The sequence below is a fragment of the Algoriphagus sp. TR-M9 genome (assembly GCF_027594545.1).
GTDB lineage: Bacteria > Bacteroidota > Bacteroidia > Cytophagales > Cyclobacteriaceae > Algoriphagus > Algoriphagus halophytocola.
Genome location: NZ_CP115160.1, coordinates 4,414,212 through 4,428,536, shown reverse-complemented (window position 1 = coordinate 4,428,536; position 14,325 = coordinate 4,414,212). Strand labels below are relative to the sequence as shown.

General features: G+C 44.0%; 12 protein-coding genes. 7 read left to right on the top strand and 5 right to left on the bottom strand.

Features of this window, described 5'->3' with window-relative positions; translation table 11 throughout:
• Nucleotides 1-33 precede the first annotated feature (33 nt).
• The 3 genes from PBT90_RS18890 to PBT90_RS18880 are packed head-to-tail and all read left to right on the top strand — an operon-like array spanning nucleotide 34 to nucleotide 2,325.
• On the top strand, nucleotides 34-825 hold the full coding sequence (locus PBT90_RS18890; protein WP_264808053.1) for a DUF4382 domain-containing protein: 792 nt from the start codon (nucleotides 34-36) through the stop codon (nucleotides 823-825).
• Nucleotides 825-1,850, top strand: coding sequence for a bifunctional diaminohydroxyphosphoribosylaminopyrimidine deaminase/5-amino-6-(5-phosphoribosylamino)uracil reductase RibD (gene ribD / locus PBT90_RS18885; RefSeq protein WP_264808052.1), 1,026 nt, complete (start codon nucleotides 825-827; stop codon nucleotides 1,848-1,850). Before PBT90_RS18890 ends, ribD begins: the two co-directional genes overlap by 1 nt.
• On the top strand, nucleotides 1,843-2,325 hold the full coding sequence (locus tag PBT90_RS18880; protein WP_264808051.1) for a GAF domain-containing protein: 483 nt from the start codon (nucleotides 1,843-1,845) through the stop codon (nucleotides 2,323-2,325). Before ribD ends, PBT90_RS18880 begins: the two co-directional genes overlap by 8 nt.
• A gap of 96 nt (nucleotides 2,326-2,421) precedes the next feature.
• Here the strand turns inward: PBT90_RS18880 and PBT90_RS18875 are convergent, their stop codons facing one another.
• Both PBT90_RS18875 and dxs read right to left on the bottom strand, forming a co-directional pair.
• Nucleotides 2,422-3,192 carry an alpha/beta fold hydrolase gene (locus PBT90_RS18875; RefSeq protein ID WP_270130667.1) on the bottom strand — a complete coding sequence of 257 codons (771 nt, stop codon included), beginning with the start codon at nucleotides 3,190-3,192 and terminating at the stop codon, nucleotides 2,422-2,424.
• Nucleotides 3,193-3,197: 5 nt separating this feature from the next.
• On the bottom strand, nucleotides 3,198-5,111 hold the full coding sequence (gene dxs, locus PBT90_RS18870; RefSeq protein WP_264808049.1) for a 1-deoxy-D-xylulose-5-phosphate synthase: 1,914 nt from the start codon (nucleotides 5,109-5,111) through the stop codon (nucleotides 3,198-3,200).
• 181 nt (nucleotides 5,112-5,292) lie between these two features.
• On the opposite strand from dxs, the gene PBT90_RS18865 reads away from it, so the two are divergent.
• From PBT90_RS18865 to PBT90_RS18850, 4 genes are read left to right on the top strand one after another with little or no spacing between them, the layout of a single operon-like run.
• On the top strand, nucleotides 5,293-6,042 hold the full coding sequence (locus PBT90_RS18865) for a segregation and condensation protein A (RefSeq protein WP_270130664.1): 750 nt from the start codon (nucleotides 5,293-5,295) through the stop codon (nucleotides 6,040-6,042).
• Between the two features lie 4 nt (nucleotides 6,043-6,046).
• A complete protein-coding gene (locus PBT90_RS18860; RefSeq protein ID WP_264808047.1) occupies nucleotides 6,047-7,129 on the top strand; it encodes a lysylphosphatidylglycerol synthase transmembrane domain-containing protein in 1,083 nt (360 codons plus the stop codon).
• A complete protein-coding gene (locus PBT90_RS18855; RefSeq protein WP_264808046.1) occupies nucleotides 7,113-9,575 on the top strand; it encodes a bifunctional UDP-N-acetylmuramoyl-tripeptide:D-alanyl-D-alanine ligase/alanine racemase in 2,463 nt (820 codons plus the stop codon). Before PBT90_RS18860 ends, PBT90_RS18855 begins: the two co-directional genes overlap by 17 nt.
• A 36-nt stretch (nucleotides 9,576-9,611) precedes the next feature.
• Nucleotides 9,612-10,421, top strand: coding sequence for an ion transporter (locus PBT90_RS18850; RefSeq protein WP_264808045.1), 810 nt, complete (start codon nucleotides 9,612-9,614; stop codon nucleotides 10,419-10,421).
• On the opposite strand, the gene PBT90_RS18845 is transcribed toward PBT90_RS18850, so the two are convergent.
• Genes PBT90_RS18845 through PBT90_RS18835 form a run of 3 tightly spaced genes read right to left on the bottom strand, consistent with a single transcriptional unit; the run spans nucleotide 10,418 to nucleotide 14,213 of the window.
• Nucleotides 10,418-11,107, bottom strand: coding sequence for a potassium channel family protein (locus tag PBT90_RS18845; RefSeq protein WP_264808044.1), 690 nt, complete (start codon nucleotides 11,105-11,107; stop codon nucleotides 10,418-10,420). The two genes, PBT90_RS18850 and PBT90_RS18845, sit on opposite strands and share 4 nt — an antisense overlap.
• A gap of 11 nt (nucleotides 11,108-11,118) precedes the next feature.
• A complete protein-coding gene (locus PBT90_RS18840) occupies nucleotides 11,119-12,927 on the bottom strand; it encodes a TrkH family potassium uptake protein (RefSeq protein WP_264808043.1) in 1,809 nt (602 codons plus the stop codon).
• Nucleotides 12,928-12,944: 17 nt separating this feature from the next.
• On the bottom strand, nucleotides 12,945-14,213 hold the full coding sequence (locus PBT90_RS18835) for a voltage-gated chloride channel family protein (RefSeq protein ID WP_264808042.1): 1,269 nt from the start codon (nucleotides 14,211-14,213) through the stop codon (nucleotides 12,945-12,947).
• Between the last annotated feature and the right edge of the window lie 112 nt (nucleotides 14,214-14,325).

Sequence of the window (14,325 nt, the reverse complement as noted above, 5' to 3'; positions counted from 1 at the left end):
AGGAATTGCAAAGTTTTGGACTAAATTTACCATGTGAAAAAACTAACATTTTACTTACTCCCATTCCTAATAGTACTGGGCCTCAGTGCTTGCAGAGACTCCGATTCCAGTCCAAGAGCTTTGGTCAATATGATTTTGGTGGATAGTCCTGCTCAGTGGGATTCTGTTTTTGTAGAAATCAACGGAGTAGATGTGGAAATGATAGTGGAAGGCCGTGAAAGTGATTTTGAGACTTTCTTTCTAGAATATAAATCTGGTAACAAGCGAATCAAAATCAGTGAATTAGTGGGGGGAAATGCCCTGCTGCTAGGAAGGGACGAACTGCCCATAGGAAGGATCACCAAAACTACTGTGCTACTTGGAGAGAATCATACCATGTTTATTGGCTCTAAAAAGTACGTGCTGGATCTAGCTCCTGACGCCGAAAATGAGGTAGAACTCGAAACTTCCATAGACATAGAGTCAGGAGTTGCTTACGATTTATTGCTAGATATGGACTTAGAAAAATCCATAATCCAAAACGCTGAAACCAGTTATTCTCTTATGCCCACTTTCAGCTTGGTTCCTGGCATTGGTAGTATTGAGTTAAGCGGAAGCTTAAAGCCTACTACGCTTTATCCGGCGATTTTCTTACGCACCGAAAACGATACCTTCTCCACCCATATCAATACTACCGGCAGATATACCTTCCGCGTCCCTATGGATCAATATGAGGTATATATGGATCCTAAGAACGAGGCTTATCAGGACACCACTTTTACCCTGGATCTCAGTGCCGATATGGATTCGGTCTTGAATGAAATCACCTTTAAACCAAAGCCCTAATGGAATCAGGTACTTTGTACATGCAAAGAGCACTTGAGCTGGCAGAACTGGGCCGTGGCAAGGTAAGTCCAAACCCCATGGTAGGTTGCGTGATCGTTCACCGCGACCAGATTATCGGAGAGGGCTACCATCAAGAATACGGCAAGGCCCACGCAGAAGTCAACGCAATCCATTCAGTTAAGAATCAAAGCTTACTGGCTGGAGCTACGGTATATGTGACATTGGAGCCTTGCGCTCATTTTGGAAAAACCCCTCCCTGTGCCAATCTACTGGTAGAAAAACAGGTGAAAAAAGTGGTCATTGCAGCATTTGATACCAACCCTCTGGTAGGCGGTAAAGGCATACAAATCCTCAGAGATGCCGGAATAGAAGTAATTACCGGTGTGCTGGAACAAGAAGCTAGGTGGCAGAATAAACGGTTTTTCACCCAGATAGAGAAAAAACGGCCTTATGTGATTTTGAAATGGGCACAGACTCAGGATGGATTTGTGGCTAGGGAAGATTTCTCTTCTAAATGGATCACCAATGCCTCCAGCCGACAGCTGGTTCACAAATGGCGGGCTGAAGAGGATGCTATAATGGTGGGTAAAAATACAGCAAAATATGACGACCCGGCTTTGAATGTCAGAGATTGGGTAGGAAAGAACCCGCTACGAATTGTAATAGACAGTAATCTGGAGCTTCAGAACTCTTTGAAGCTTTTTGATGAGGCAGTCCCTACGATTTGCTACAACGTCAAAAAGCAAGAAGTCCGGGGCACATTGGAGTTTGTGAAATTACCTGCAGGGTTTACAATAGCTGATATTCTGAGTGATCTACACGCTAGAAAGGTCCAAAGTGTGCTGATCGAAGGAGGTAGCTATTTATTGAAAAGGATTCTGGAATCCGAACTTTGGGATGAAGCTCGCGTGTTCACCAGTAGAAATAAATTTGGAAGTGGTATCCCTGCTCCACTTCCTCCATCACCAGTTTCTGAGAGCATTGAAATCTTGGAAGATACCTTAAGAATTTACCATCATGTCTGAAAGTTTATATATTCCTGAGAAAGCTACAAAAGCTGAAAAATACGAAGCCATTTTTCCTCAGATCGAAGCCTTGATTTCCGGAGAACCCGATCTCTATGCAAATCTGGCCAATATCTCAGCAGCATTAAAAGAAGCCTTTGACTTCTTTTGGGTAGGATTTTATCTGGCTAAAGAAAATCAGCTTGTCCTAGGTCCTTTTCAGGGACCCATTGCCTGTACCAGGATTTCTATGGGAAAAGGAGTGTGTGGAACGGCCTGGAAGGAAGGAAAAACAGTTTTGGTTTCTGATGTGGATGCCTTTCCAGGACATATAGCATGCAGCTCGGCATCAAAGTCTGAGATCGTGGTCCCCGTATTCAAAGGAGGCCTGGTGGCCATGGTTTTGGATGTGGATTCAGATCAGTTGGATGATTTTGATGAAGTCGATCAGAAATACCTGGAAAAGTTAATGGGAATGTTGGGTCAGAAGATCTAGCGAAATCAGATCCAGATTCTGAATTGTGCCTTTTCGGCTCGTAGGCAGATGATTTGCCAAGAGAATTAGCTGTAGTTCATTTCCGAAGTTGAGAAACTATCCATTGGCTTTTTCACAAAACCCCTTCAAAATCTCAATACAGGCGCTTTTTTGCTCGATCATACCGAGATGCCCCACGCCTTCCAATTCGAAATAATCGGAAACTGTTGGCTTGTGAGCTCTGCTGGCTTGGATTTTAACAGCACCGTCCTCAGTACCTGCAATCATTAATTTGGGGCCTGCAAAACTTTTTAACACCTCAATACGGTCCTTTCGGTCACGCATTGCTTTAGTATAATAGATTAATCCTTCTAGCGTGGATTGTTTAGCCTGATGGATCGCATCATTAATCTCAGACTGTAATTCCTCCCGTCTGTGTTCCGGTATCAAAGGTGGGACAAATGAAGTCACAAAGGTGTCCACGCCATGTTTTTTCAAAAAAGTGATAGTTCGGTTTCGCATCCCGACCTTTTCCTCATCATCTGCAAATGCGGTAGAGTGAAACAATCCCACAGCTTTAAGTTTAGACCCCATCAACTCCAGTAATGCCAAGGTGACGTAACCACCCAAAGAATGGCCAATGATGATAGGGTTTTGGATGTTTTGGGATTCCATCCATTCTTCCAGCTGTACGGCCACTTCTTCTAGCTTGTTTTGGGAAAGGTTTAATACTGTCTTTCCACAGCCGGGCAGATCTGGACAGATCACCCTAAATTGGTCAGAAAGTTCATCCGCAATATCCTCCCACATTTGGGATACTTCGCAAAAGCCATGAATAAGAATTACTGGCTGCCCTGAGCCTTTTTCAAAAAAATTGATACTGGACATACTTATTAGATTTTAGTGACAGCAGTCATGCTTCTCACCGCGGCAGCTATGCCCTCTGGATCAAACCCGCATTCTCTGTGCAGCTCGATCTGCTCTCCATGCTCTATGACTTCATCAGGAATCCCGAGACGCTTCACTTGAGCTTGATACTCATGATCCATCATCCACTCGATCACAGCCGATCCAAAGCCTCCCATCAGACAGCCGTCCTCTACTGTGATCACTTTTTTGAACTTGCTAAAAATCTCATGAAGCAACTCTTCGTCTAGTGGCTTCACAAAACGCATATCATAGTGAGCAGGATTTAAGCCTTCCTTGGTCAGCTTTTCACAGGCCTCCACCGCATAGTTTCCTATATGACCAATGGATAAAATGGCTATTTCTTCGCCTTCTTTGATGATTCTTCCTTGACCCACAGGGATCTGCTCAAATGCTGTCCTCCACTCTGGCATCACACCCTTACCACGTGGATATCGGATGGAGTATGGCCCATTGTGCGTAGAAGCCGAATACATCATGTTGCGGAGCTCCTCTTCGTTCATTGGTGCAGAAACCACCAGATTTGGTATGCAGCGGAAAAACGCGATATCGTAAGCCCCATGGTGAGTAGGACCATCTGCACCTGCAAAACCTGCTCTATCCAAGCAAAGTACTACAGGTAAGTTTTGTAAACATACATCGTGTAAAACCTGATCGTAAGCACGCTGCATGAAGGTAGAATAAATGTTACAGAAAGGCACCAAACCTTGGGTAGCCAATCCAGCAGAGAAAGTCACTGCATGCTGTTCGGCTATTCCCACATCAAATGCACGATCTGGCATGGCCTTCATCATGATATTCATGGACGAACCCGATGGCATCGCAGGGGTCACTCCCATGATTTTATCATTCTGCTCAGCCAGCTCTACCAGTGTATGACCAAAAACCTCCTGGTATTTTGGTGCTTGGGGGGTGCTAGGTGTCTTTTTATATATTTCACCGGTGACTTTATCAAAAGTCCCTGGGGCATGCCAGGTAGTCTGGTTTCCATTTTCTGCCGGAGCATAGCCCTTGCCTTTCACTGTCACACAGTGTAGGATTTTAGGCCCTGGAATATCTTTGAGATCATTGAGTACTTCTGCCAAATGATTGACATCATGGCCGTCCACTGGACCAAAGTACCGAAGATTTAAGGATTCAAAAAGGTTACTTTGATTGAGCAAAGCTGACTTTATTCCTCCTTCTACTTTTGAGATCACTTCTTGGGCGCTTGACCCGAATTTGCTCAGCTTACCCAGTATTTTCCAGACCTCATCTTTCGCTTTATTGTACGTACGCGATGTAGTGATATCTGTCAGGTAATCCTTCAGTGCACCCACATTTGGATCTATGGACATGCAGTTATCATTCAAGATTATGATGAGATTAGTATCACTGACACCGGCATGATTCATGGCTTCAAAAGCCATTCCGCCAGTCATTGACCCATCTCCGATCACGGCTACATGTTGTTTTTTGGGAAGGTCTCTGTATTTAGAAGCTACAGCCATCCCCAAAGCCGCCGAAATCGAGGTACTAGAATGGCCTACGCCAAAGGTATCGTATTCGCTTTCTTTTCGTTTTGGGAAACCGGATAATCCTCCATAAATACGGTTGGTATGAAACCTATCTCTTCTACCGGTAAGGATTTTATGTCCATAAGCCTGATGGCCTACATCCCACACCAATTGATCTTCAGGTGTATTCAGCACGTAGTGCAAGGCAACGGTAAGCTCCACCACACCTAGGCTAGCTCCAAAATGCCCACCGTAAACGGATACATTATCCACTATATACTGGCGCAGTTCATCGCAGATCTGTACCAGTTTTTCCTTGGGAAATTTCTTCAGGTCAGCGGGACTATTTATTTGAGCTAATAATTCTCCTGGTTGAATGAGCATTTTTCAGCGGTCATGTGATCAAAGAAGTATAACAACAACTATGCTTCTTTGTTTTTTTAATCTAACATTTTGTGAGCAAAAGCTATACGCTCTTTCTCCTGCCGGTTCCAATTAATTTAGCTTAATTGAATATCTTTGGCTAGTACAAGGTTGCAAAATTAACCAATAATTTAAATATCCTTTGAGTTTCGAAATCAAATTACCACTCTTCGAAGGTCCGTTCGACCTGATGCTCTTTTTCATCGAGCGGGATGAGCTGGATATTTATGACATTCCTATCTCTAAGATTACCAATGACTTCCTAGACTATATCCATCAAATGGAACGCATGGAAATGGAAGTGGCCAGTGATTTTATACTTTTTGCAGCCACCCTGATGAAGATTAAATCCAGAATGCTCCTGCCCAGACCGGAGCTGAACGAGGAGGGCGAAGAAATCGACCCACGTGAGGAATTGATCAAAAATCTACTGGAATATAAAAAATATAAATCCGTCATCGAAGAGCTCGCGACCATGGAGGGAGAGGAACTTTCGAAGGAAAAGCGGGGAAATATAGCCAAGGAACTGCAGGCATTGAGCAAGGTAGACGATGTGGATGCAGAAATGCAGCACGTAGACCTCTACAAACTGCTCAAGGTGTTCCAGCGATCCATGGCCAAAATGGCTGCTCGTGTCGATGAAACAAAACACACTGTAATCCAGTATCCCTATACTATTACCCAACAAAAAGACTTTGTCTTGGAAAAAATCAGTTTCAAAAAACAAGTACCTTTTGAAGAATTTATCAACTATAAGCCTGATAAGATTTTTGTGATTTACACCTTTTTGGCCATTCTGGAACTACTTCAACTGGAAATGGTTACCATTATCATCGGAGAAGGATTCAATAATTTTTGGGTAGAAAAGACTGAGCCAATCGCTACAGCCTAGGGCTATGAAACTGGACAATAAAAAAATTTTCCAAACACTTAATCCCAACAAAGTCTGGGTACCTGTCATCATTGGCCTGGCGATAGTTTTTGCCATGTTCTATTTTGATCCCTCAGTGAATAAAGATTCCCTGCGTGCGGTATTCGATGCATCTATGCCTTGGATCTTGGTGGCGATTTTGGTCATTATCTTCCGCGATGCCGGTTATGTGTATAGAATCCGGGAAATCACCAACCGGGAACTCAGCTGGTTAAGAGCTGTCTATGTGATTATTCTCTGGGAATTTGCATCCGCAGTGACTCCCTCCGTAGTAGGAGGTACAGCAGTGGCGATTTTTATCCTAAACAAGGAAGGAATCAAGCTGGGTAGAGCCATTGCCTATGTAATGGTAACTGCCATTTTGGACAATTTATTCTTTGTCATAGGGGCTCCGATTATTCTGTTTTTTGCCAAGGGAAATATTTTCCCAGAAAGCCAGGTCCTAGAATCCCAACTAGGAAAAAGCCTGGAAGCTATTTTCTGGGTGAGTTATGGGCTTTACGCAGCTTATAGTTTGGTCATGGCACTGGCTTTATTTTATAGGCCTAGAGTATTCAAGTGGGTGTTGATCAAATTATTTTCCATCAAATGGCTCAGAAAGTGGAAGCACGATGCCCAGGAATATGGCAATCAAATTATCGATGCCTCTAAAGAAATGACCGGCAAAAAAGCCAGCTACTGGATACCCATCATTTTGGCCACCATCTTTATCTGGAGCTCCAGATACCTGATGCTCAATGCCTTGATTTCTGCATTTGTACCACTGGAAATTTATGAGCATGTCATTGTATTTGCCAGACAAGTGATCATGTGGATCGTCATGATGATCTCACCTACACCCGGAAGCAGTGGTACTGCTGAGTTCTTTTTTGGTCAGTTCTTCACTGAATTTTTGGGTAATTACACCTTCGTGACCAGCATACTATGGAGGCTTTTGAGCTATTATCCTTATCTGATTTTTGGCGCGATTTTTCTGCCTAGATGGATCAGACAGGTGTTTTTCCAAAAAAAGAAATCCAATTTAGATCAAAATGCTTCAGAAGCTTAGCCTTTCCCAAATCTTAGAAATCACCAAAGGCTCATGTGAGAATAGTTGCCCGGAAGTCTTGATTTCTCAGATTGCCATTGATTCTAGGCAGGTCTTGAATCCAAGCTCTACACTATTTATTGCGCTTAGGGGTGCCAAAGCTGACGGTGCGGCATTTATTCCCGAGCTGATCGCTTCAGGCGTAAAGGTTTTTGTGGTTCCTGCAGACTTTTCTTCCGAAATAGCCCCCGGAACCTGGATGATCAAAGTACCCGATACCAGAAAAGCCCTTCAAGATTTGGCAAGATTTGAGAGAAATCAATTCCAAAAACCAGTGGTGAGTGTGACCGGAAGCAATGGAAAAACCATAGTCAAGGAGTGGCTAGGGCAGATTCTGACCCAAACTTATGCTGTGGCCAAAAGCCCTAAAAGCTACAATTCTCAGGTGGGTGTGCCACTTTCTATTTTTGGTATAGAAGAGTATCACCAGGTGGCGATCCTGGAAGCCGGAATTTCCAAAAGAGGAGAAATGGACGCTTTGAAAGAAATGATTCAGCCTAGTTTGGGGGTTTTCACCAATATTGGTACCGCTCACCAAGAAGGATTTGCAAGCCTGGAAGAAAAGCTGAACGAAAAAGTTTCGCTTTTCAAAGATTCAGAACTAGTGATATACTGCAAGGATCAGGAGTACGTTGCAGGGGCGATGGAGCGGGAATATCCAGCAGATAAACTGATCGCTTGGTCTGACCTACCAGGATCTGACTATTGCAGGTCAATCAAAAAAGAGCTGGATTCTAGCAGGATCATTCTATTGAAAAATGACCTCAGCACCTATACTTTTCAGGTTCCATTTACAGATCTGGCTTCTTTAGAAAACATCACACATGTGATCATAGCGGCCATTACACTGGGTCAACCCACGGAGGCGATTCAAGCGGGCATCCAGAACTTAAAGCCTGTGGAGATGAGGCTTACACTGAAGGCTGGTGTAAATGATTCCCTACTCATCGATGACACGTATAACAATGATCTGGCTGGACTGAAAGTCGCTTTGGACTTCATGCAGCAGCAGCGCCCAAAGAAAAGAAGGGTCCTGATTCTGTCTGATTTCTTGCAGCAAGGTGACCCCAATCCGCTCTACAGAGAAGTAGCAGAGCTAGCTGATCGCTATGCCATTGACTTAGTCATAGGAGTGGGGACACAAATATCCTTGTTAGAAAAGCAACTGAATGCAAAGTTTCTGCAATTCGAGACTACTGCGCAATTGATGAATCAACTGAATCCTGATTCCTTTCAAAATGATCTGATCTTGATTACTGGAGCTAGGGTTTTTGGTTTTGAAGAAGTAGTGAACCGCCTACAGCAAATGGTTCATGGCACCACCCTGGAAATTAACCTCAATTCCCTGACGCATAACTACAATTTTTTCAAAAAGCTCATATCTCCGCAGACTAAGGTCATGATCATGGTGAAGGCCTTTGCCTATGGAGGAGGGGCAGTAGAAATCGCAAATCTGGTACAAACCATGGGGGCAGATTATCTGGGAGTGGCCTTTTCAGATGAAGGAATAGCTTTGCGCAAGCAAGGGATTACGCTGCCGATTATGGTCTTAAACCCGATGATGGAGTCATTTGCGCTGTGTAGCGAATATGATCTTGAGCCTGTGGTCTTTAGTTTGGAATTTTTCCAAAATCTAGCCACCTGGTGCAGTACACATCAGAAACAGATGAAAATCCATTTGGATTTGGATACCGGCATGCACCGCCTGGGCTTTGAACCCAAGCATATTTCAGCTTTGAATCTGCTGATAGCAGAAAATCCCCAGTTAGAAATTGCATCCATCTATACCCATCTGGTAGGTGCAGATGAGCAAGTCCACCGGGAGTTTACGCTTCATCAGCTGCACACTTTCGAGCGGATGAAGGACCAGATCCTAGGGAATCTCTCCTATCGTCCCCTTATTCATGCACTCAATTCTGCCGGAATAGTCGCTTTTCCTGAATGGCAATTTGATATGGTGAGAATGGGGATAGGCTTGTACGGGGTAGACCTAACCGGAAATTACAATTCCAATCTCAGAACGATCAGCACTTTAAAAACCACGGTATCACAGGTCAAGGAGATCAAAGCTGGGGAAACGGTGGGCTATTCACGCATGGGAAAACTAGAAGCCGGAGGGAAAATCGCCACTCTGGCTATAGGCTACGCCGATGGATACGACCGGCGCTTCGGTAACGGCAAAGGATATGTGCTGATCCACGGTCAAAAAGCGCCCCTTGTAGGTAATGTATGCATGGATATGTGTATGGTGGATGTCACTGGACTGGATGTCAAAACCGGTGATGTCGCGGTTATTTATGGAGAAAAAATCCCTTTGATAGAATTGGCAAAACTGATAGGGACCATTCCCTATGAACTGCACACTAATATCAGTACTAGGGTGAAGCGTGTCTATTACTTAGATTAGCTTGGTATTGAAAGCCTATTTTATCTAAATTCGATCATGAGAATCACCAAAGCAAGATTAGCACATATCGTATTTGAGTCAGATGACTGGGCATCAAAAACCTTCGATATCGTTCTCCTTTTCTTGATTTTTGGAAGTATTCTGGTGGCGATTTTGGACTCAGTCGCTAGCCTGAGAGTAAAGTACGGAGAGATTTTCCTGATTTTAGAATGGATGTTTACCATTCTATTCTCCATAGAATACGGCCTGCGGGTATGGCTCTCCAGAAAACCCTCCAATTACATTTTCAGTTTTTTTGGAATGGTGGATTTATTGGCTATTCTACCGACATACGTGAGTTTTTTCGTGGTCAATTCCCAGTTTCTCACCGTAGTAAGGGCGCTTAGATTACTTCGGGTAATTCGTATTTTGAAGCTGGGAAGGTACGTGGCCGAGGCGGAATACCTGACTCGATCCTTGAAAGCTAGCTCACACAAAATCATGATATTCATTGGCTTCGTGGTCACCATTGTATTGATTATGGGCACCTTGATGTTTATCATAGAAGGCCCCCAGCATGGCTTTACCAGCATTCCTGTGGGCATGTACTGGGCCATCGTGACCCTGACTACCGTAGGCTTTGGTGACATCACCCCAGTTACGGCTCTGGGACAGTTTGTCTCCTCTATTATTATGCTTTTGGGCTATGCCATCATTGCCGTCCCCACTGGCATAGTTTCTTCAGAAATGGCTTCGCAAAAGAAAAAAATGGACAATGAGGCCTCTACTTATTGTCCCAGCTGCGAACGAACAGGATTGAGCAAAGCAGATTATTACTGCAGGTATTGTGGGGAAAGAATGCCTTAATCCCCAAGTTCGAGAAATTGCTGTATGTTTTTCATTTTCCCGAAAATCAACAGAATATCTTCCTCCTCAAATTTATGGTCAGGAGTCACTACTCCGATCACGTTTTTGTAAGGCGTATTGATCCCCAATAAGTTTTTCTTCTGCTCTATTTTGATGATTGTAAGAATATTCAAATAGAATTCCTGACGGATATTGGCCTCTGCTACAGACATCTCTACGTAGCGTTTAGGCACCTTCACTTCCACGATGTTATATTCATCAGAGATTTCCAGTGAGTCCAAGACTCCTTTCATCTGTAGCCTTTTGGATAGCCTATCCGCAGTCTCTTCCTCCGGATGAATTATTTCATCCACACCTATGGCCTGTATCACGGTTTCATGCAGTTTATTGATAGCCCTGGCGATGATTCGCTTAGACTTCAACTGCTTGAAGATGGCTGTACTCATGATAGAAGCACCCACATCTTCACCTATGGCTATGATGACTACGTCAAAATCCTTCAGCGGCAAGTTTTTAACTGCCGACAGGTCCGTAGCATCCATGACTATGGAATGGGTGATTTCATCCTTGATCAGGTCAATTCTGCTTTCGCTAGAGTCCACGCCGATGACCTCATGTCCCATATTGGTCAGGCGCTTTGCCAGGTATCCCCCAAAGTTCCCTATTCCTACAATTATATATTTCATCTCCTTACTGATTACGTGATAAAGACTGTTTCTTCCGGATACTTAAATTTTTGTTCGCCGATTTTCCTCACTACTGCTACCAGCACGGTAAGGGTACCCACACGTCCCATAAACATGATCAGCATCAGCACCAGTTTACTGCCTGTACTCAGGGTGGATGTGATCCCCAGCGAAAGCCCAACTGTGGAAAATGCACTGATAACCTCAAAGGAAACATTGATCAATTCCTGATTGGGATCCATCACCATTATGGAAAAAATTCCTGCTCCAATCACCAAAATGGACAGGAAAATTACGGCAAAAGCCTTTTTCAATGTCAAAGTGGAAATTTGCCTACGAAAGACATTCAGGCGATTTTTGCCTGTGGCTATACTGAAAGTATTCAAAAAAGCCACGGCAAAAGTACTGGTCTTCAATCCCCCGCCCGTGGATCCAGGCGATGCCCCTATCCACATCAACAAGAAATACGCAAGTATGGTTGGCACTGCCAGCTGGCTCATATCCACGGTATTGAAGCCTGCTGTACGCGGCGTGACTGCACCGAAAATCACGGTCGCAAACTTACCATAAGGACTTAGTCCTTTGAGGGTATAGGCTTGCTCGGCTATAGCATAAACAATCACTCCAAACACCAGAAGTATGCCGGTGGTATAGAGTACCAAGCGCGAATTGATGCTGGACACCCTAGGAGCATGCCTATACTTTTCAATCCCCAGCGCACTCTTAATTCCGCCTACTATTAAATGCTTGAGGTAGGAGTAATAATTGATCACCACTGGAAAACCAATTCCACCTAAAATAATAGCTCCGGCTATAACCAGATGCATGGAATAGGCCTCCCGGAAACCTGGCTGATAGAGTCCAGCGCTGAGGTTGGAAAATCCGGCGTTGCAAAAGGCTGAAATCGCATGGAAAAGGGAGAAAAACAAATGTTCTCCACGTGCCTCAAACAAGGAATCCGCTGTAAAATGGTAGATCAAAACCGCAGCGATACCCTCCACCAAAATGGTGAAAGTAACGATCTTGATCAGGGTAGAATAGATCTCACCTACATTGTTTTCATTGATATAATCCCGCAGAAAAAGTCGGTTTTCTATCGAAAAACTACCTTTAAAAAAAAAGCCAAAAAAGCTGGTAAAAACCATGATGCCCAATCCACCAATCTGAAATAGCACCATAATAATCACCTGTCCAAAAAAGGTGAAATCATGTGCCGTATCCAGCACAATCAACCCCGTCACACATACTGCAGAGGTAGAGGTAAAAAGTGCATCGATCAGACTTATCCCATGGGTGGTGGCCTCCGGGAGACTCAAAAGGCCTGCCCCGATGAGAATCAATACCAGAAATGACAAAATAAACACCAGTGTAGGACTTAGCTTGAGCTTGTTGACAGCCAGACTGTACTTGCTGAGTTCTATGAAAAAAAGCACAACTACCAAAATGTTTATCAGATGGTAATGGGCTGAAATTTCAAGAATTTTAGTGGTGAAATCATTTCCAAACACATTCCACCTGAGAAGCGCCGTAAAGGTCAGCAAAACTGAAAGCATCAGCTCTAAAATGACCCTGGCCTGGAAGATGGAATTCTCGACCAAGAGCACCCTCACCAGATAGCCCACTCCGATCAAAATCAAACATAAGTTGAACAAAAAGGAGGCGGCTACCTCATCCTGGGGTTCCATGGAATATCCCCAGTGGTACATAAGAATCCCAAAAGCCAAAAATCCACTGATCCGAACAATTATCTCCTGAAGCAGAACCGTCTTCCTCAGAAAATAAATATTTCGATCTGGGTTGGAAAAAATCTTTAACTTCATAGTTGCCCAATATTCAATTAGCCTTTATTACCCCCATTTTGCTTCCTTCTGAATTCCATTAACCAATCTAAGGGGTTTAAATGAAATTTATGCTCTAAATGCTGAGAGGTATAAATACTAGATTTACCACTGAAAAGGTAGGCGATCACACAGGCAATTCCCAAAAATAGGCCCGATTCGTAACCAAATAGTTCCATCCCCATCACGGTGCAGGCCAGAGGGGTATTGGTAGCTCCTGAGAAAACTCCCACAAAACCCATCCCCGCTAACAAGGCAAGGGGCAAAGGGACCCAAGCCGAAAGCGCATTGCCAAGTGTAGCTCCGGTGAAGAACAAGGGCGTAACTTCTCCGCCCTTAAACCCAGCGCCTAAGGTAAAGCTGGTCAAGCCGGTTTTGACCAACCAATCGTACCAGGGCAAGGGTGTTTCGAAAGCCTCCAGAATCCGGGGAACACCCAGACCTATATAAGTGGTACTGTCCGAAATGAATACAAATACTGCTATAAATAGTCCACCTATGACCGGACGAAGCGGGGGATAAGAAATGTGTTTCGAAAATTGATGGGAAAAAAAATGATTGCATTGGGCAAATAATCTCCCAGAAAAACCAAAGGCTATTCCAGCAGGAATAATCCACAGCAGGTTCATGAAAGTATGAGGAGGTACCATTTCTACCAGGTAATGCGTATGCCCCACACCAAATAGATCTTTGCAGACATAATCTGCCACAAATGCCGTCCAAAAGGCTGGAAAGAATGATTTCCAACGTACTTTCCGATGAAGCATCCATTCCAAGGCGAAAATGGCGCCAGCCAGCGGAGTTCCAAAAACCGATGCAAATCCTCCGGAAACCCCTGCAATCAAAATAATTCTCCGATCAGATTTTTCCAAGTAAAACCATTTGGTCAGCTGGTCCGCTAGGGATCCACCCATTTGCACCGCAGTGCCTTCCCGTCCCGCAGATCCTCCAAATAAATGCGTAAAAACCGTCCCCAGAAGTACCAAGGGCGTCATTCTGAGGGGTATTGGCTTTTCACTTTGGTAGAGCTCATCCAGGAGCAGGTTGTTTCCCTTCACCGAATTTTCCCCATATTTATAGTACGTCCACCCAATAATTAGCCCTGCGATCGGAAGCAAAGCGATGATCCAAAGGTGATTTTCTCTGAAAGTAGTGGCCCAGCTGAGCGCAATAAGAAAGATCGCTGAGGCAGAGCCAGATAACAATCCGACTAATAGACCTAAAACTATCCAGAGGAGGAGATATCGAAAAATGGTTTGCTTGTTCAAATCTGCTTTTTGAAATAGATAGCACAAATTAGGAATAGAAATTGAATTTTGTAAAGCATGATTAAATCAATAAGTTAGTTCAATGGTCAACATTTGGATGACTTATCTTGTT